The sequence below is a fragment of the Ciceribacter sichuanensis genome, assembly GCF_024055605.1.
GTDB classification, from domain to species: Bacteria; Pseudomonadota; Alphaproteobacteria; order Rhizobiales; family Rhizobiaceae; genus Allorhizobium; species Allorhizobium sichuanense.
Window position 1 is genome coordinate 410,605 of record NZ_JAMXLX010000002.1, and the last position, 17,643, is coordinate 428,247.

The following is a 17,643-nucleotide window of genomic DNA, read 5'->3' on the forward strand; positions in this document are numbered from 1 at the left end:
ATCCCATGATCCTCAAGGACCGCGTCGCCATCGTCACCGGCGCCGGCTCGGGCATCGGCCGCGCTTCCGCCGCGATCATCGCCCGCGAGGGCGCCCATGTCGTCGTCGCCGACCGGAACGCCGACGCGGCGCAATCGACAGTCGCGGATATCGAGGCGGCAGGAGGTTCGGCCGAGGCGCTCGTTCTCGACGTCACAGACGATGCCGCCCTCAACGATGGATTTGCCGGCGTGCTTGCCCGTCATGGCAGGATCGACATCCTGCACAATCATGCGGGAGCCCAGGTCGAAGGCGATCTGGAAACCGTCTCCGTCGAAGGCTTCGACCGCTCCTGGGACCTGAACGTGCGCGCCCATTTCATGGCGGCTCGCCTCGTCATGCCGGCGATGAAGGCCGCCGGTCGCGGCGCCATCGTCAACACCTCGTCGTCCTCGGGCATTCTCTACGACCGCGAGATGATCGCCTACACCACCTCGAAACACGCTATTATCGCCATGACCAAACAGATGGCCGGCGACTATGCGAAATTCGGCATCCGGGTAAACGCCCTTTGCCCGGGCTGGGTCGACACCCCGTTCAACGATCCCTTCATCCGCCAGATGGGCGGACGACAGGAGCTTGAAGCCTATATCCGGCGAAAGGTGCCGCTCGGCCGCTTCGGCAGCACCGACGAGATCGCGGAAGCCGTTCTCTTCCTCGTCTCCGACCGCTCATCCTATATGACCGGCCAGGTCCTCGTGATTGACGGCGGCGAAACCGTATCCTGAGCGGCCAAGACTACGCGACCAACCCGCTGCCCGGCCGCAACCGCCGGCGGGTGTCGGAAGCGCTTTCGCGGAAATGCGCCCGGTAGCTACGGGCAAAGGCCGAAGCCGAATTGAAACCGGTCAGCGCCGCGATATCGGCAAAGGCAAGCCGCGTCTCGATCACCTTGCGCCGCGCCGCATTGAGCCTGAGAGCCAGGTAATGCACATGCGGCGGCGCGCCGATCGTCTCCCGAAACAGGGATTGCAGGTAACGATCGCTGACCCCGACGCGCCGGGCAAGCCGCGCCAGCGTCAGCGGCTGCTCGATATGCTCCTCCATCAACCGCATGGCATGGCTGACCCTCGGGTCGGCCAGCCGCACGCTGCCGGTCGACGGCATGGCCGCAGCGTCGCCCGGCGTACCGCCCTGCTCGTAGATGAACTGCCGCGACACCTCCAGCGCCATGGAATAGCCGTGACGGCGACGGATCAGTTCCAGCATCAGGTCGAGTGTCGGCAGAGAACCGCCGGTGGTGATACGTTTTCCGTCGATCACATAGCGCTCCCGAACGGTGCGCACCTGCGGATAGGAGGAGGAAAACTCCTCGTAGTCCTCCCAGTGCGAGGTTGCCGAGAAACCGTCGAGCAGCGCCGTTTCGGCCAGCAGCCATGTACCGGATTCGATCCCGGCGACGACACTCCGATGGCGGGCGGACTTTGCCAGCAGGGTTTTCAGCGCGGAGGTCGCATAACGCCGCCAGTTGTGGCTCGACAGCACGAAGAGCGGGGTTGTCTCGTTCTCCGGCCGGAAGACCGCGTCGACCGGTACGGGAATGCGGCTCTTCGTCTCGATCGCCAGCCCGTCCGGGCTCATGATACGCCAGTGGTAAAGGTCAAGACCGCTGACCCGGTTGGCAACACGCAACGGCTCGATCACCGAGGCGACGAGGATGAGGTTGGTTTCCGGAACGACAAGAATGTCGAACTCCGTCGTCTGGATCGGGTCTTCCGCCATGCAAGGGTCTTTTGAAAGAGCATCAGATCAGTTCTGATACTGTATAGAATTGATCCGTTCATGCAAAGCACGTTCCTCAAAACTGGCACGTAATAGCTCCAACAAAAGAGGGAGAACCTGACCGTGCCACTAGCCATGAATCGCGACGTCTTCATCACCTGTGCCGTTACCGGCGCCGGCGACACCACTTCCAGGTCGAAGCACGTACCGATTACCCCCCAGCAGATCGCCGAAAGCGCCATCGATGCAGCCAAGGCTGGCGCTGCCGTCGTTCACTGCCACGTCCGCGAGCCGGAAACAGGTGCAGCAAGCCGCCGCAACGAACTCTACAGGGAAGTTACCGACCGCATCCGCGCAGCCGATGTCGACGTGGTCCTCAACCTCACCGCCGGCATGGGCGGCGACCTGATTTTCGGTGATGTCGAAACCCCCCTTCCCCTGAACACGAAGGGCACCGACATGGCCGGCGCCACCGAGCGCGTCTCCCACGTTGCCGAATGCCTGCCGGAAATCTGCACGCTCGACTGCGGCACGATGAACTTCAACCTCGGCGACTACGTGATGACCAACACGCCGTCGATGCTGCGCGCCATGGCGAAGCTGATGACGGGCCTCGGCGTTCGCCCCGAGATCGAGGCCTTCGATACCGGCCATCTCTGGTTCGCCAAGCAGCTCGCCGAGGAGGGGCTGATCGAGGACCCGGTCCTGATCCAGCTCTGCATGGGTATTCCCTGGGGCGCGCCCGATGATCTCAATACCTTCATGGCGATGGTCAACAACGTGCCGTCGCACTGGACCTTCTCCGCCTTCTCCATCGGCCGCAATGCCATGGCCTATCCGGCAGCCGCCGTGCTCGCCGGCGGCAATGTCCGTGTCGGCCTCGAGGACAACCTCTATGTCGGCAAGGGCCAATTAGCCACCAACGCCCAGCTCGTCGAAAAGGCTGTTCAGGTGATCGAAGGCATGGGCGCCCGCGTTATCGGCCCGGCCGAGGTGCGCGAAAAGCTGAAGCTGGTGAAGCGCGCGCCGCGCAGCTGATTCGGAACAGGCAACCGAGAGATACAGGGAATTTCTGCATGACCAAGATCAACAAGGCCGCCTGTGTCGGCGGCGGCGTCATCGGCGGGGCCTGGGCCGCCCGCTTCCTGCTCGCGGGCATAGACGTTTCGATGTACGACCCGCATCCGGAGGCGACCCGCATTGTCGGCGAAGTGCTGGCCAATGCCGAGCGCGCCTATGGCATGCTGACCATGGCGCCGCTGCCGCCGCGCGGCACGCTTTCCTTCGCCAAAAGCATTGAGGAAGCCGTGCAAGACGCTGACTGGATTCAGGAAAGCGTACCGGAACGGCTGGAGCTGAAGCGCGGAGTCCTGACCCAGATCGACGCGGCCGCAAGCCCGTCTGCCCTGATCGGCTCCTCCACTTCCGGCCTGATGCCGACCGATCTCCAGCGCGACATGAAGCATCCAGAACGCTTCTTCGTCGCCCATCCCTACAATCCCGTCTACCTGCTGCCGCTAGTCGAACTCGTCGGCGGCCAGAAGACCTCGAAGGAAACCATCGCGAAAGCCAAGAAACTTGCCGCCACCATCGGCATGGAAGGCGTGGTCATTGCCAAGGAAATCGAGGCCTTTGTCGGCGACCGCCTGCTCGAAGCCCTGTGGCGCGAAGCGCTCTGGCTGATTCAGGACGACATCTGCGATACCGAAACCCTCGACAACGTGATCCGCTATTCGTTCGGCATGCGCTGGGCGCAGATGGGTCTGTTCGAGACCTATCGCATCGCCGGCGGCGAAGCCGGCATGCGCCACTTCCTCGCCCAGTTCGGCCCCTGCCTCCAGTGGCCCTGGACCAAATTCACCGATGTCGTCGATCTCGACGACGCGCTGGTCGACAAGATCGGCAGCCAGTCGGATGCGCAGTCCGGAGCCTATGGCATCCGCGAACTCGAGCGCATCCGCGACGAGAACCTCGTCGGCATCATGCAGGCGCTGAAGGGCGGAAACGGCGGCAAGGGCTGGGGCGCCGGTAAGCTGCTGGCCGATTTCGAAAGCCGCCTCTGGGCCAATGCCGGCAAGCTCTCGGTCGATACCGGCGCCGCAAAGCCGCTCCGCCTTCTCGACGTCAAGGTCAACCCGTCCTGGGCCGACTATAACGGCCACATGACCGAATTCCGCTACCTTCAGGTCTTCGGCGACACCTCGGACGCCCTGCTCAGGTTGATCGGCGTGGATGACGCTTACGTGAAGGACGGCCACAGCTACTACACGGTGGAGACACACATTCGCCATCTCGGCGAAGCCAAGGTCAACGAAGCGCTCTACTCCACCTGCCAGGTTCTTTCCGTGGATGAAAAACGCATCCACGTCTTCCACACGATCCACCGCGCTGCGGACGACGAAACAATCGCCACCGCCGAGCAGATGCTGCTTCATGTCGACGCAAAAGCCGGCAAGGCGGCACCCGCTCCGGAAAGTGTGCTTTCGAAGGTGAAGGCAATCGCCGAGGCCCATGCCACCCTCCCGAAGCCGGAAGCGGCGGGACGGCATGTGGGGCAGAAGAAATGAAGTCAGACCTTGCCACTCCCGCCGGTCCTGCAGGCCGGCGGGAGCGGCAAAACGGCACGTCACTAACGGAGAATTGGGGGGAAGTGCATGAATTTCGGGCTGACCGAAGAACAGGAAATGATCGTCAGGACGGTGCGGGATTTCGTTGAGACGGAAATCTACCCGCATGAGGACGAGGTTGAGCGAACCGGCATTGTGCCACCGGAACTCGGGCAGGAAATTGCCCGCAAATGCAAGGAAATCGGCTTCTTCGGCTGCAATTTCCCGGAAGAGGTCGGCGGTGCCGGCCTCGATCACACGACATTCACGCTGGTCGAACGTGAACTCGGCCGCGGATCGATGGCCCTGACGGTCTTCTTCGGACGGCCCTCCGGCATCCTGATGGCCTGCAACGACGAGCAGAAGGAAAGATATCTGCTTCCCGCCGTGCGCGGCGACAAGTTTGATGCGCTCGCCATGACCGAACCGGATGCCGGTTCCGACGTCCGCGGCATGAAGTGTTTCGCCCGACCGGACGGCGACGACTGGATCGTTAATGGCACCAAGCATTTCATCAGCCATGCCAACATCGCCGACTTCGTCATCGTCTTCATCGCCACCGGCGAGGAACGGACCCCGCGCGGCCCGAAGAAGCTCATCACCTGCTTCTTCGTCGACCGGGGTACACCCGGTTTCGAGATCCGCGACGGATACTCCTCGGTCTCCCACCGCGGCTACAAGAACTGCATCCTGACCTTCGACGAATGCCGGCTGCCGAAAAGCCAGATCCTCGGCGAGCTTCACAAGGGCTTCGACATCGCCAACGACTGGCTCTATGCGACCCGCCTGACCGTTGCGGCGACCTCCGTCGGCCGGGCACGACGCGCCTTTGACTATGCGCTTTCCTACGCCGCCGAGCGCAAGCAGTTCGGCAAGCCGATCGGAGCCAATCAGGGCGTATCGTTCAAGCTCGCCGACATGATTACCGAGATCGACGCAGCAGACCTCCTCACTCTCTCCGCCGCTTGGCGGCTGGATCAGGGGCTGCCTTCCAACCGCGAAATCGCCTCGGCCAAGGTCTTCGCCACGGAAATGCTCGCCCGCGTCACCGATGAGGCAATCCAGATCTATGGCGGCATGGGCCTGATGGATGACCTGCCGCTCGCCCGCTTCTGGCGCGATGCCCGGGTCGAACGCATCTGGGACGGCACCTCGGAAATACAGCGGCACATCATCAGCCGCGAACTGCTTAGACCGTTGGGAGCGTAAGGATGAAACCGATCGCTCCCGTGGAGAACCTTAGCCCATGATCCGCCCCCTCGACCGCCTGATCCGTCCGAAATCGATCGCCGTCTATGGTGGCAAGGAGGCACGCCGGGTCATCGAGCAGTGCGACAAGATGGGTTTCGCCGGCGAGATCTGGCCGGTTCATCCGAAACTCGACGAGATCTTCGGCCGCAAATGCTATCGCAGCACGGCCGACCTCCCTGCACCGCCCGACGCATCCTTCGTCGGCGTCAACCGGGCGCTCACCATCGACATCATCCGCGAACTGTCCGCCACCGGCGCAGGCGGCGCGATCTGTTATGCCTCAGGTTTTCGTGAGGCAATGAGCGAATTGCCTGATGGCGGCGACCTGCAGGAGGCGCTCGTGGCCGCCGCCGGCGACATGCCGATCATCGGCCCCAACTGCTATGGCCTCATCAACATGCTGGACGGGGCCCTTCTCTGGCCGGACCAGCACGGCATGGTCCGCACGACGAAAGGCGTCGCCATCCTTACGCAGTCGTCCAACATTGCCTGCAACATCTCCATGCAGACCCGCGGACTGCCGCTCGCCTACCTGATGACAGCCGGCAACCAGGCGCAGACAGGCCTTTCCGGCCTGGCCTGCGCCGTGCTTGAAGACCCGCGCGTCACCGCCGTCGGCCTCCATATCGAGGGCTTCGACGACATCCGCACTCTGGAGCGGCTGGCGCTGCGTGCCCGCGAGCTGAAGAAACCCGTCATTGCGCTGAAGGTCGGCAAGTCCGAAGCGGCGCGGAAGGCGACCGTCTCGCACACGGCGTCCCTCGCCGGCAACGACGCCGTTTCGGGCGCGGTTCTGGAACGTCTCGGCATCGGCCGGGTCCACAGCCTGCCGGCCATGCTGGAAACGCTGAAGCTGCTGCATCTCTACGGACCGCTCGAAAATACCGACATCTCCTCCATGAGCTGTTCCGGCGGCGAGGCCTCGCTGATGTCGGATGCCGCAGTCGGCAGGAACATCAACTATCGCGACCTCAAGCCGGAACAACTGGGGCCCCTGCGTGAAAGCCTGGGGGAGATGGTGACGCTCGCCAATCCGCTCGACTATCACACCTTCGTCTGGGGCAATCTGGAACGCCAGACCGCAGCCTTCACGGCAATGATGTCCGGCGGCTACACGATGAACCTCGTCGTACTCGACTTCCCACGCGGCGATCGTTGCGATTCCAGCGACTGGATGACGACGGTCGATGCCGTCGTGGCCGCCGCTCGCGCGACAGGCGCGCGCGCAGGCGTCGTCGCAAGCCTCGGCGAGAATATGCCGGAAGACATCGCGCTCGGCCTGATGGAAGAAAACGTGGTGCCCTTCTCTGGCATCGACGAGGCGCTGACCGCAATAGAAACGGCAGCCGCAATCGACTCCGCCTGGACAAAGCCGACGCCCGCCCCGCTGATAGACGCTGCCATCGTCGACGGCGAAGCCGTAATGCTCTTCGAGGACCAGGCCAAGGCGGAGCTTGCAGCTTTTGGCGTCCCCACCCCGAAAGGCAAGGTCGTCGCGACACCGGATGAGGCAGCAAAGGCAGCCGAGGAAATCGGTTTCCCGGTCGTGCTCAAGGGCCTCGGCATTGCTCACAAGACTGAATCCGGCGCGGTTCGCCTCGACCTGCGCGATGCTGATTCTGTACGTGAAGCGGCAGCGCTAATGGATTCCGTCGCAAGCGGTTTTCTCGTCGAGGAAATGGCGCCAAAGCCGGTTGCCGAAATCATTATCGGCGCGATGCGCGATCCCGTCGCCGGTCCGGTGCTGACGATTGGCGCGGGCGGAATTCTCGTTGAACTGCTGGAGGATAGCGCCATTCTGACACTGCCGACGACGCCGGACGCCATCCGCGAAACGATCGGACGCCTCAAGGTCTCGAAATTGCTGGACGGCTACCGCGGTGGACGGGCCGGCGACAAGGATGCATTGATACAAACCGTCGCAGCCGTGGCACATTATGTCGCAACCAATGCGACGAAAGTTGAAGAAGTCGACGTTAATCCCGTGATGGTGCTGCCGCATGGCATGGGCGTCGTCGCCGTTGACGCCCTGATCCGGAAGAGGAGTTGACTGCATGACCGACCCCATCCGCACCAGACGTGAAGGCGGCATCCTCGAAGTCACCATCGACCGCCCCAAGGCCAATGCCATCGACCTGAAGACGAGCCGCATCATGGGTGAGGTTTTCCGCGATTTTCGCGACGATCCGGAGCTGCGCGTCGCCATCGTGACCGCCGCCGGCGAGAAATTTTTCTGTGCGGGCTGGGATCTCAAAGCCGCCGCCGCCGGCGATGCCGTCGATGGAGACTATGGCATCGGCGGTTTCGGTGGCATGCAGGAACTGCGCGACCTCAACAAGCCGATCATCGCCGCGATCAACGGCATATGCTGCGGCGGCGGTTTCGAGATCGCCCTGTCGACCGATCTCATCCTCGCGGCGGAACACGCGACCTTCGCGCTTCCTGAAATCCGCTCCGGCACCGTGGCGGACGCCGCCTCGATCAAGCTGCCGAAGCGCATCCCCTATCACATTGCCATGGACATGCTGCTGACGGGCCGCTGGCTCGATGCGCAGGAAGGCCATCGCTGGGGCTTCGTCAATGAAATCCTTCCCGCCGACAAGCTGATGGAGCGAGCCTGGGAACTCGCCCGTCTGCTCGAAAGCGGCCCGCCGCTGGTTTATGCGGCAATCAAGGAAATCGTCCGCGATGCCGAGGGCAAGGATTTCCCGACCGCGATGAACAAGATCACCAAGCGGCAGTATCGCACGGTCGACATTCTCTATTCGAGCGAGGATCAGCTCGAAGGCGCTCGCGCCTTCACGGAAAAGCGCGATCCCCTGTGGAAAGGACGATAGAAAGATCGAGGGAGGCCTTCGGAGACCCGGCCTGATGCCATGGCATCGAAACGGTCCCCGCATCACGGAACAAAAACAACATGCCGGATGCGTCCAACCAACCAGAGAAGGAACAGGCTAATGAACGATTATACGAAATACCTCGCAGGTCGTGTCACATCCGCCGGCATGAACCGTCGTGAATTCATGGGGCGGGCCATGGCCGCGGGCTTGACGCTCACGGCCGCAAGCAGCCTTTTCGCAGCCAGCGCCGAAGCCCAGGAGCCCAAGAAGGGCGGTCACCTGAAACTCGGTCTTGAAGGCGGCTCGGCCACCGACAGCAAGGACCCGGCAAAATTCCTGTCGCAGTTCATGTTCTGCGTCGGCCGTTGCTGGGGCGACATGCTGGTCGAAAGCGATCCGCTGACCGGCGCTGCTGTTCCGGCTCTTGCCGAGAGCTGGGAGCCCTCCGCGGATGCCGCCACCTGGACCTTCAAGATCCGCAAGGGTGTGCAGTTCCACGACGGCAAGGAACTGACGGTCGACGACGTTATCGCCACCCTCAAGCGCCACACCGACGAAAAGTCGGAATCCGGCGCGCTTGGCGTGATGAAGTCGATCAAGGAAATCAAGAAGGACGGCGACAATCTCGTCCTCGTGCTCACCGAGGGCAATGCGGACATGCCGCTGCTTCTCACCGACTACCACCTCGTCATCCAGCCGAATGGCGGTAATGACGATCCGCTGGCTTCGATCGGCACCGGTCCCTACAAGCTGACCAGCTTCGAAGCCGGCGTTCGGGCGACCTTCGAAAAGAACCCGAACGACTGGCGTTCCGATCGCGGCTATGTCGACACGATCGAGATCATCGGCATGAACGACGCCACCGCCCGCATCGCGGCACTGTCGTCAGGTCAGGTTCACTACATCAACCGCGTCGATCCGAAGACGGTGGCGCTCCTGAAGCGCGCTCCGAATGTCGAGATCCTCAACACCTCCGGTCGCGGCCACTACGTCTTCATCATGCACTGCAACACCGCGCCGTTCGACAATAACGATCTGCGGCTTGCGCTGAAATACGCCATGGACCGCGAAACCATGGTGGAAAAGATCCTCGGCGGTTACGGCAAGGTCGGCAACGACTTCCCGATCAACAACACCTATGCCCTCTTCCCCGAAGGCATCGAGCAGCGCGCCTACGATCCCGACAAGGCGGCTTTCCACTTCAAGAAGTCGGGTCATTCCGGCTCGGTGCTGTTGCGCACCTCGGAAGTCGCGTTCCCCGGCGCCGTCGATGCGGCGGTCCTCTATCAGCAGAGCGCCAAGAAGGCCGGCATCGACATCGAGGTGAAGCGCGAGCCCGGCGACGGATACTGGTCGAACGTCTGGAACGTCCAGCCCTTCTCCACCTCCTACTGGGGTGGCCGTCCGACGCAGGACCAGATGTATTCCACCGCCTATCTTTCGACGGCGGACTGGAACGACACCCGCTTCCTGCGTCCGGACTTCGACAAGCTCCTGCTGCAGGCCCGCTCGGAACTCGACGAGACCAAACGCAAGGAAATGTATCGCGAGATGGCGATGATGGTCCGCGACGAAGGCGGCCTGATCCTGCCGATGTTCAACGACTTCGTGAACGCCGCCAGCAAGACGGTGAAGGGCTACGTCCACGATATCGGCAACGACATGTCGAACGGCTACGTCGCCACCCGCGTCTGGCTCGAAAGTTGACGAAAATGAGGCGGGGCCGCATGATGCGCCCCTGACATTTCACGGGGATCCGCGCTCCGACAGGACCGCGAATCCTGCTCGATTTTTCATAAAGCCATACCGGAGCCCATGACCCAATTGCCTGACGCCGGTTCGCCGTCACTCAGATTCCGCGAACGATATCCGCTTGTCGCGCTGATCCTTCAGCGCCTCTTCCTCAGTCTCGGCCTGCTGATCGCCGTATCCATGTTGATCTATGGCGGCGTGGAAGCCCTGCCGGGTGATTTCGCGACGACCTATCTCGGCCAGTCCGCCACGCCACAGGCCGTTGCCAACATCCGTTCGGAACTCGGTCTCGACCGGCCCATCGTCACCCGCTATTTCGAGTGGCTCGGCAATGCTTTGCATGGCGATTTCGGTACCTCCTGGGCAAGCCGCAATTCCGTGACCGAGCAGATCGGCAAGCGACTCGGCAATTCGCTGGCTCTTGCGGGACTGGCAGCAATCATATCCGTGCCGCTGGCCGTCGGGCTCGGCATGCTGGCGGTGCATTTCCGCAACCGGCTGCCGGACCGCATCATCAACATCGTCTCGCTGGCGGCCATCTCGCTTCCCGAATTCTTCATCGGCTACCTGCTGATCCTGTTCTTCGCCATCAACTTCGGCATCGCGACCTTCCCCGCAACCGTGCATGACGGCATGACCATATCCGAACGCCTGCAGGCAATGGCGCTGCCCACCGCAACCCTGGTCCTCGTCGTTCTCGCCCACATGATGCGCATGACCCGCGCCGCGATCCTGTCGGTCATGTCATCAGCCTATATGGAAACGGCGGAACTCAAGGGCCTTTCCGCCTTCCGCGCCATCGTCAAGCATGCGGCGCCCAACGCGCTCGCCCCCATCGTCAACGTCGTGGCGCTCAACCTCGCCTATCTCGTGGTCGGCGTGGTCGTGGTCGAGGTGGTCTTCGTCTATCCCGGCATGGGCCAGTACATGGTCGACGCCGTGACCGTTCGTGACATGCCCGTCGTACAGGCATGCGGCCTGATCTTCGCCGCCGTCTATATTTTCCTGAACATGCTGGCCGATATCATCGCGATCATCGCCAATCCGAGACTGAGGCATCCCCGATGAGGCTGAGAGATATCCCTGTTAGCGCCTGGGTCGGCATTCTCGGTATCCTCCTGGCCTTCGTCTGCGCCATATTCGCCCCCTTCATTGCGCCCTTCGAGGAACGTGAGATCGTCGGCGGCGTATGGGAACCGATGGGCGGTGCCTATCTGCTCGGCACCGACAACCTCGGCCGCGACCTCCTGTCCCGCATGATCTACGGCGCCCGCACGACACTGTTCGTGGCGCTTGCCGCAACCGTCCTTTCCTTCTCGCTCGGCATCTTCCTGAGCTTTACGGCGGCGGTCTCGCGCGGCCTGATCGATCAGACGCTCTCCCGCTTCAACGACCTGATGATGTCGATCCCGACGCTGATCTTCGCGCTGGTCGTTCTGGCCGTCCTGCCGCAGAACCTTTTCGTCCTGATCCTCGTCATGGCGGTCCTCGACTCGACCCGCGTCTACCGCCTCGGCCGTGCCGTAGCGCTCGATGTCGCAGTGATGGAGTTTGTGGAAGCGGCAAGGCTTCGCGGCGAAGGCACGCTCTGGATCATCTTCCGGGAAATCCTGCCCAACACGCTTTCGCCGCTTCTGGCCGAATTCGGTCTGCGCTTCGCCTTCTCCATCCTGTTCCTCTCCACCCTCTCCTTCCTCGGCCTTGGCATTCAGCCGCCGGCCGCCGACTGGGGCGGCATGGTAAAGGACAACAAGGACGGCATTATCTTCGGCATTTCCGCAGCCCTCGTTCCGGGCTCGGCCATCGCCGCCCTTGCCGTCTGCGTCAACCTGGTGGTCGACTGGCTGCTGAAACGAACCTCCAGCCTGAAGGGAGGCCGCGGCGATGCCTGAACTTCTTTCCGTCCGCAATCTCAAGATCGAAGCCACCAGCTATCCGCCGGGCGAGCCGCCGAAGAATGTCACCATCGTCGAAGGCGTCTCCTTCGATCTGCGGAAGGGCAAGGTTCTCGGCCTGATCGGCGAATCCGGCGCCGGCAAGTCCACCATCGGCCTGTCGGCACTGGCCTATGGCCGAGGCGGAGTGCGCATCGCCGGCGGCGAAGTGCTGCTGGACGGCGATAACATTCTGGCGCTCGACAAGGGCGGCATCCGCAAGGTGCGCGGCGCCCGCGTCTGTTACGTGGCCCAATCCGCCGCTGCCGCCTTCAACCCCGCCCACAAGCTGGGCGACCAGGTGATCGAGGCAACGCTCACCCACAGGCTGATGACCGTCGAGGAAGCCCGCGCCCGCGCCGTCTACCTCTTCGGCGTGCTCGGCCTGCCCGATCCGAAACACTTCGGCGACCGCTATCCGCATCAGGTATCCGGCGGTCAGTTGCAGCGCGCCATGACGGCCATGGCGCTCTGCCCGAACCCGGAACTGATCGTCTTCGACGAGCCGACCACGGCCCTCGACGTCACCACCCAGATCGATGTCCTGGCAGCGATCAAGCACGCGATCGAGGAAACCCACACCGCAGCGCTCTACATCACCCACGATCTCGCGGTGGTCGCCCAGATCTCCGACGACATCATGGTCCTGCGCCATGGCAAGACTGTCGAATATGGCAGCGCGCAGCAGATCATCGAGCAGCCAAGGCAGGACTACACCCGCGCTTTGGTGAATGTCCGTCAGGCGAAGAAGGACGAGGCCGCCGATCAGTCGAGCGCGCTGCTGAAGGTCGAGAACGTCACGGCCGGCTATCCGAACGGCTTCAGGGTTCTGCATGACGTTTCACTGCACCTGCCGAAGGGCCAGACGCTGGCCGTCGTCGGCGAGAGCGGATCCGGAAAATCGACGCTCGCCCGCGTCATTACCGGCCTCCTGCCCCCGCTCCAGGGCAGTATCAACTTCGACGGACGCCAACTGCCGCCGGCGCTCTCCGGCCGCTCGCGCGACGACCTGCGCCGCATCCAGCTCATCTATCAGATGGCCGACACGGCAATGAACCCGCGTCAGACCGTTCGCGACATCATCGGCCGTCCGCTGACTTTCTACTACGGCCTCCATGGAGCGGCGAAGACGGCCAGGGTCAAGGAACTGCTGGAACAGATCGAAATGGGCTCCGGCTTCGTCGACCGTTTCCCGGCGGAGCTTTCAGGCGGCCAGAAGCAGCGCGTGGCGATTGCCCGGGCGCTCGCGGCAAAGCCCGAACTGCTGCTCTGCGACGAACCGACCTCGGCGCTCGATCCGCTGGTAGCAGAGGGTATCCTGAAACTCCTCATGCGTCTCCAGGAAGAAACCCAGCTTTCCTATGTCTTCATCACCCATGACATCGCCATCGTCCGCGCCATCGCCGACAGCGTTGCCGTGATGCATCGGGGCCAGCTGGTGCGCTTCGGCCCCAAATCGAAGGTGCTGGAGCCTCCTTTCGACGACTATACGGACCTTCTGCTGAAATCCGTCCCCGAAATGGAAATCGGCTGGCTGGAAAAGGCCTTGGCGACCCGGAAGATGGCAAGCGCCGGAAATTGAAGCGCTTGCCGCCCGGCCTCCGTTCGGCCGGGAGAGAAGAACGCCCAACCGACTTCACTTAGCTGTTGCAACAAATACTTGTTGCAATGCGGCAACGCTTTGGAATACTCTACAATCAGAAGTAATAATTGCAGACACTCTATCTATTATTTGCGCGGCAACGCGTTGATTTTCCCGGAGCATCGATCGAAATGATGCGGTTTACCTCACTCGACTCCCTTCGGGGAATTGCGGCTCTGACGGTCGTTCTTCACCATATCTTCCTGACGTTTCCGCAGGCGATCGTGCCGGTCGATCTTTCCAGCCTGTCGGTCTGGTTGGACCCGGTCACGTATCTGCGATATTCGCCGCTGCGCACCATCGTCGGCGGAAGACCCGCCGTTATTCTCTTCTTCGCCTTGAGCGGCTTCGTGCTGGCCCTGCCTTTTGCGGTCGGTCGAAGCACCCCTTATCCGAGCTATCTGGTGAAGCGCTTCTGCCGGATTTATATCCCCTTCGCGGCCTCCATCGCCTTTGCCGCCATGCTCGCATCGCTGTCACCGGCAGGGCCGATCCAGGGCCTCAGCGACTGGTTCAACATGAAATCCTGGACAGAACCGGTCAGCATCAAGCTCATCCTCAGCCATCTTCTGATGCTTGGCACACCCTCCTCCATGGACCTCAACAACGTCATGTGGAGTCTGGTGCATGAGATGCGGATTTCGCTGTTCTTTCCCCTGATTGCACTTTTTCTCCTCCGCGCCCGCCGGATCGCATTGCCCGTCTTTTTCATGATCTGGCTTCTCGCCAGCGCGATCGTTATGCTGTTCAGGCCGGACCCGCTGACGCGGTCGCTCCTCGATACAGCCATCTATACGCTGTTCTTCGCCCTCGGCGCGCAAATGGCGATCGACCGCACACGAATTACGGACATCGTGTCGTCCCTCAGCCGTCCCGCATTGTGGAGCGGCCTGGCGCTAGCGTTCACCCTTTTCGCAGTGCCGCCCGGTCTGCCGGGAGCGGAGCTTCTATATGGACTGGCCTCCATCATGGTCATCGCCGCAGCCCTTGGGAACAACGGTTTCCGCACCGCGCTGGAACACGACGGATGCCAGTGGCTTGGCCGGATTTCCTACAGCCTCTACCTGTTCCACCTTCCGGTGCTGCTGTTCCTGTTCCGCTGGTTCTACGGCGAAATTCATCCCGCGCTGATTATCGCGGCGTCACTTGCGATAATCGTGCCGGTCGCCGCATTGGCCTACAAAAGCGTGGAGGTCCCCTCCATGGCGCTCGGTCGTCGCCTCGGCGCCGCGCTGGCCCCGGAGACCGGAAAGGTCAGGCAATCGAGCGGGGTTTCCTGAAACACCGGGGCCGAAACCTTCGGCATCGGTACCGTCCGTCTCAATATTCCGTCGGCACGGTTAGAATTTCCGCCGACGGATCTTCAAGAAACGCTCGAACCGTCGGCGGCAAATGCCGTGATCCAAGCGGCAGAACGCCGCACCGTGACAGCACCTGACGAATATCCGGCTCCCGTCCGATGGAGCGCCAGATCATCCGCGACGCATAAGGCAGGTTTTCCTTTCGCCACGACACACCCATCGTCGTGCCGCGCAGATAGACCCGCTGATGCGCTTCGAACGGCATCAGGATAGTTTGCGACAGCATCGTGTTACGACCGATATTGCGCTCGGTGATGAAGATGCGGTTGCGCCAGAAAGCCGCCAGTCCGACATATTTCGAAAATTGCAGGATTTCCCGTTCGGCGTCGCGAATGCGCTCCACCGAGCGAACGCGGATCAACCCGTCCTCCTCGTAAAGCCTGCTGTAGGAACAGACCACCAGCCCCGGCCACGACGGCGACAGATGATACGTCTGGTAATATCCGACATGCCGGCGCAACGCCGCGATATCACCCGGAAATCCCTGGAAAACATCGACGACGCCCTCCGCTCCCCCGAGTGACGGCCTGCGAAGCTTCTGCCCGAAGGAACGCTCCGGCAGCTGGAAATCGGCCGGCGTCAGGCCGAAGAACGCAGCGATCCGCGCCAGATTATGGGCAGACGGCTTTGCCTCGCCATTGATGTAGCGATTGAATTGCTGACGGTTGATCCCGATCTCCCGGCACACCTGGGAGATCGAGCGCTGCGTCGCACAGGCGGTCCGGAGGTTTTCGACAAGGGCATCCATTTTCGATTCCATACGCGATTTGAGCACAGGATACATAGCGTAAACCAGCGTAAAAACGCGTCAGATAGCGAAATTGCGCGCCGCATTTGCCGCGATACGGTCAGCCCCGGATTTGAAACAAAAAGGGGAACCGACCATGTCCGAATTCACCAGAAACACCAACGGCCTCATCCTGCCTGCGGGCGTCAACCGCCGCGGTTTCCTCGGCGGCACGGCAGCCCTTGGCGGCCTTGCTGCCTTCGGCGGCAGCCTTCTTCCCCAGTCCGCGCGGGCGCAGGAAGCCAAGCGCGGCGGCCATCTCAAGCTTGGCCTCAAGGGCGGTGCGACGAGCGACGTGCTCGACCCCGCAAGCTACAGCGCCTCGGTTCTCTTCGTGGTCGGCCGCCTCTGGGGCGACACCCTCGTCGAGTCGGATCCGAAGACCGGCGCTCCGCTGCCAGCACTCGCCACCTCGTGGGAGCCTTCCGCCGACGCCTCCGTCTGGACCTTCAAGATCCGCAGCGACGTCGCCTTCCATGACGGCAGCAAGATGACTGTCTCCGACATCGTCGCCACGCTGAAGCGTCACTCGGATGCAAACTCCAAGTCCGGCGCGCTCGGCCTGCTCTCCTCCATCACCGCGATCGAGGAAAAGGCCGGCGATCTCGTCCTGACGCTCAAGGAAGGCAATGCTGACCTGCCGCTGATGCTGACCGACTACCATCTGATCATTCAGCCCAAGGGCGGCGTCGAGAACCCGGCAGCCGCCATCGGCACCGGCCCCTATGTGCTGAAGAGTTTCGAGCCAGGCGTCCGCGCAACCTTCGAGAAGAACGCAAGCGACTGGCGCTCCGATCGCGGTTATGTCGAGAGCGTCGAAATCATCGTCATGAACGATGCGACCGCCCGTATCGCCGCCCTGTCCTCGGGTCAGGTCCATTTCATCAACACCGTCGATCCGAAGACCGTGCCGCTACTCAAGCGCGCACCGAAGGTCGAGATCGTGCGCAGTTCGGGCAAGGGCTTCTACAGCTTCCTGATGCATTGCGACACCGCCCCCTTCGACAACAATGACCTGCGTCTTGCCCTGAAATACGCTGTCGACCGTCAGGCAATCCTCGATCAGGTTCTCGGCGGCTTCGGCACGCTCGGCAACGACTATCCGGTGAACGGCAACTACGCTCTGGCGCCTGAAAACATCGAGCAGCGCATGTACGACCCGGACAAGGCGGCCTTCCACTTCAAGAAGTCCGGCCTCGACCGCCCGGTCCTGCTGCGCACGTCCGACGCGGCCTTCCCCGGCGCCGTGGACGCCGCCATCCTGTTCCAGGAAAGCGCCAAGAAGGCAGGCATCGAAATCGAGGTGAAGCGCGAGCCGGAAGACGGCTACTGGACCAACGTCTGGAACGCCCAGCCCTTCTGCGCATCCTACTGGGGCGGCCGCCCGACGCAGGATTCCCGCTACTCCACCTCCTATCTCTCGACGGCGGAATGGAACGACACCCGTTTCAAGCGCGAGGATTTCGACAAGATGCTGCTCGAGGCTCGCTCCGAGCTAGACGACGCCAAGCGCAAGGCACTCTACCACAGCATGGCGCTGATGGTTCGCGACGAAGGCGGCCTCATCCTGCCGGTGTTCAACGACTACATCATGGCGTCTTCGAACACGCTCAAGGGCTTCGTCGATGATATCGGCAATGACATGTCGAACGGCTATATCGGTAGCCGCGTCTGGTTCGACGCCTGAAAACGCAGGATAGGAAGCCCAT

General features: G+C 62.3%; 14 protein-coding genes. 12 read left to right on the forward strand and 2 right to left on the reverse strand.

Going from position 1 to position 17,643, the window contains the following annotated elements:
• Positions 1-5: 5 nt before the first annotated feature.
• The gene (locus tag NBH21_RS08325) at positions 6-767 is read left to right on the forward strand and encodes an SDR family NAD(P)-dependent oxidoreductase (protein ID WP_250915944.1); all 762 of its coding nucleotides are present in this window, start codon (positions 6-8) and stop codon (positions 765-767) included.
• A 10-nt stretch (positions 768-777) separates the two neighbouring features.
• On the opposite strand, the gene NBH21_RS08330 is transcribed toward NBH21_RS08325, so the two are convergent.
• Complete coding sequence (locus tag NBH21_RS08330) at positions 778-1,761, reverse strand: GlxA family transcriptional regulator (RefSeq protein WP_250915943.1); 984 nt, start codon at positions 1,759-1,761, stop codon at positions 778-780.
• 123 nt (positions 1,762-1,884) lie between these two features.
• On the opposite strand from NBH21_RS08330, the gene bcoG reads away from it, so the two are divergent.
• The 10 genes from bcoG to NBH21_RS08380 all read left to right on the forward strand — a co-directional run bounded on the left by bcoG (position 1,885) and on the right by NBH21_RS08380 (position 15,066).
• Complete coding sequence (gene bcoG, locus NBH21_RS08335; RefSeq protein ID WP_250915942.1) at positions 1,885-2,799, forward strand: 3-dehydrocarnitine:acetyl-CoA trimethylamine transferase BcoG; 915 nt, start codon at positions 1,885-1,887, stop codon at positions 2,797-2,799.
• A 38-nt stretch (positions 2,800-2,837) separates the two neighbouring features.
• Positions 2,838-4,328, forward strand: a complete 1,491-nt coding sequence (locus tag NBH21_RS08340) for a carnitine 3-dehydrogenase (protein ID WP_250915941.1) — start codon at positions 2,838-2,840, stop codon at positions 4,326-4,328.
• 87 nt (positions 4,329-4,415) lie between these two features.
• Positions 4,416-5,576, forward strand: coding sequence for an acyl-CoA dehydrogenase family protein (locus tag NBH21_RS08345; protein ID WP_250915940.1), 1,161 nt, complete (start codon positions 4,416-4,418; stop codon positions 5,574-5,576).
• Between the two features lie 37 nt (positions 5,577-5,613).
• Complete coding sequence (locus NBH21_RS08350) at positions 5,614-7,668, forward strand: acetate--CoA ligase family protein (protein WP_250915939.1); 2,055 nt, start codon at positions 5,614-5,616, stop codon at positions 7,666-7,668.
• A gap of 4 nt (positions 7,669-7,672) precedes the next feature.
• The gene (locus tag NBH21_RS08355) at positions 7,673-8,455 is read left to right on the forward strand and encodes a carnitinyl-CoA dehydratase (protein WP_250915938.1); all 783 of its coding nucleotides are present in this window, start codon (positions 7,673-7,675) and stop codon (positions 8,453-8,455) included.
• Between the two features lie 120 nt (positions 8,456-8,575).
• Entirely contained in the window at positions 8,576-10,165 is a 1,590-nt protein-coding gene (locus tag NBH21_RS08360) for an ABC transporter substrate-binding protein (protein ID WP_250915937.1), read from the forward strand.
• A 108-nt stretch (positions 10,166-10,273) separates the two neighbouring features.
• The gene (locus tag NBH21_RS08365) at positions 10,274-11,278 is read left to right on the forward strand and encodes an ABC transporter permease (protein ID WP_250915936.1); all 1,005 of its coding nucleotides are present in this window, start codon (positions 10,274-10,276) and stop codon (positions 11,276-11,278) included.
• Positions 11,275-12,102, forward strand: coding sequence for an ABC transporter permease (locus tag NBH21_RS08370; RefSeq protein ID WP_250915935.1), 828 nt, complete (start codon positions 11,275-11,277; stop codon positions 12,100-12,102). Before NBH21_RS08365 ends, NBH21_RS08370 begins: the two co-directional genes overlap by 4 nt.
• Positions 12,095-13,726 carry an ABC transporter ATP-binding protein gene (locus NBH21_RS08375; RefSeq protein ID WP_250915934.1) on the forward strand — a complete coding sequence of 544 codons (1,632 nt, stop codon included), beginning with the start codon at positions 12,095-12,097 and terminating at the stop codon, positions 13,724-13,726. The genes NBH21_RS08370 and NBH21_RS08375 overlap by 8 nt, the downstream gene beginning before the upstream one ends.
• 191 nt (positions 13,727-13,917) lie before the next feature.
• Positions 13,918-15,066: an acyltransferase family protein gene (locus NBH21_RS08380; RefSeq protein ID WP_250915933.1), complete on the forward strand. Its 1,149-nt coding sequence runs from the start codon at positions 13,918-13,920 to the stop codon at positions 15,064-15,066.
• Between the two features lie 40 nt (positions 15,067-15,106).
• Here the strand turns inward: NBH21_RS08380 and NBH21_RS08385 are convergent, their stop codons facing one another.
• Positions 15,107-15,895, reverse strand: a complete 789-nt coding sequence (locus tag NBH21_RS08385; protein ID WP_250915932.1) for a helix-turn-helix domain-containing protein — start codon at positions 15,893-15,895, stop codon at positions 15,107-15,109.
• Positions 15,896-16,031: 136 nt separating this feature from the next.
• Between NBH21_RS08385 and NBH21_RS08390 the strand changes: the two genes are divergently transcribed.
• Positions 16,032-17,621, forward strand: a complete 1,590-nt coding sequence (locus tag NBH21_RS08390; RefSeq protein ID WP_250915931.1) for an ABC transporter substrate-binding protein — start codon at positions 16,032-16,034, stop codon at positions 17,619-17,621.
• Positions 17,622-17,643: the final 22 nt, after the last annotated feature.

Excerpts from the sequence above, each read along its gene's own strand:
- NBH21_RS08325 (WP_250915944.1), top strand. The coding sequence starts at position 6 with ATGATCCTCAAGGACCGCGTCGCCATCGTCACCGGCGCCGGCTCGGGC.
- NBH21_RS08330 (WP_250915943.1), bottom strand. The coding sequence starts at position 1,761 with ATGGCGGAAGACCCGATCCAGACGACGGAGTTCGACATTCTTGTCGTT.
- NBH21_RS08340 (WP_250915941.1), top strand. The coding sequence starts at position 2,838 with ATGACCAAGATCAACAAGGCCGCCTGTGTCGGCGGCGGCGTCATCGGC.
- NBH21_RS08345 (WP_250915940.1), top strand. The coding sequence starts at position 4,416 with ATGAATTTCGGGCTGACCGAAGAACAGGAAATGATCGTCAGGACGGTG.
- NBH21_RS08350 (WP_250915939.1), top strand. The coding sequence starts at position 5,614 with ATGATCCGCCCCCTCGACCGCCTGATCCGTCCGAAATCGATCGCCGTC.
- NBH21_RS08355 (WP_250915938.1), top strand. The coding sequence starts at position 7,673 with ATGACCGACCCCATCCGCACCAGACGTGAAGGCGGCATCCTCGAAGTC.
- NBH21_RS08360 (WP_250915937.1), top strand. The coding sequence starts at position 8,576 with ATGAACGATTATACGAAATACCTCGCAGGTCGTGTCACATCCGCCGGC.
- NBH21_RS08365 (WP_250915936.1), top strand. The coding sequence starts at position 10,274 with ATGACCCAATTGCCTGACGCCGGTTCGCCGTCACTCAGATTCCGCGAA.
- NBH21_RS08370 (WP_250915935.1), top strand. The coding sequence starts at position 11,275 with ATGAGGCTGAGAGATATCCCTGTTAGCGCCTGGGTCGGCATTCTCGGT.
- NBH21_RS08375 (WP_250915934.1), top strand. The coding sequence starts at position 12,095 with ATGCCTGAACTTCTTTCCGTCCGCAATCTCAAGATCGAAGCCACCAGC.
- NBH21_RS08380 (WP_250915933.1), top strand. The coding sequence starts at position 13,918 with ATGATGCGGTTTACCTCACTCGACTCCCTTCGGGGAATTGCGGCTCTG.
- NBH21_RS08385 (WP_250915932.1), bottom strand. The coding sequence starts at position 15,895 with ATGGATGCCCTTGTCGAAAACCTCCGGACCGCCTGTGCGACGCAGCGC.
- NBH21_RS08390 (WP_250915931.1), top strand. The coding sequence starts at position 16,032 with ATGTCCGAATTCACCAGAAACACCAACGGCCTCATCCTGCCTGCGGGC.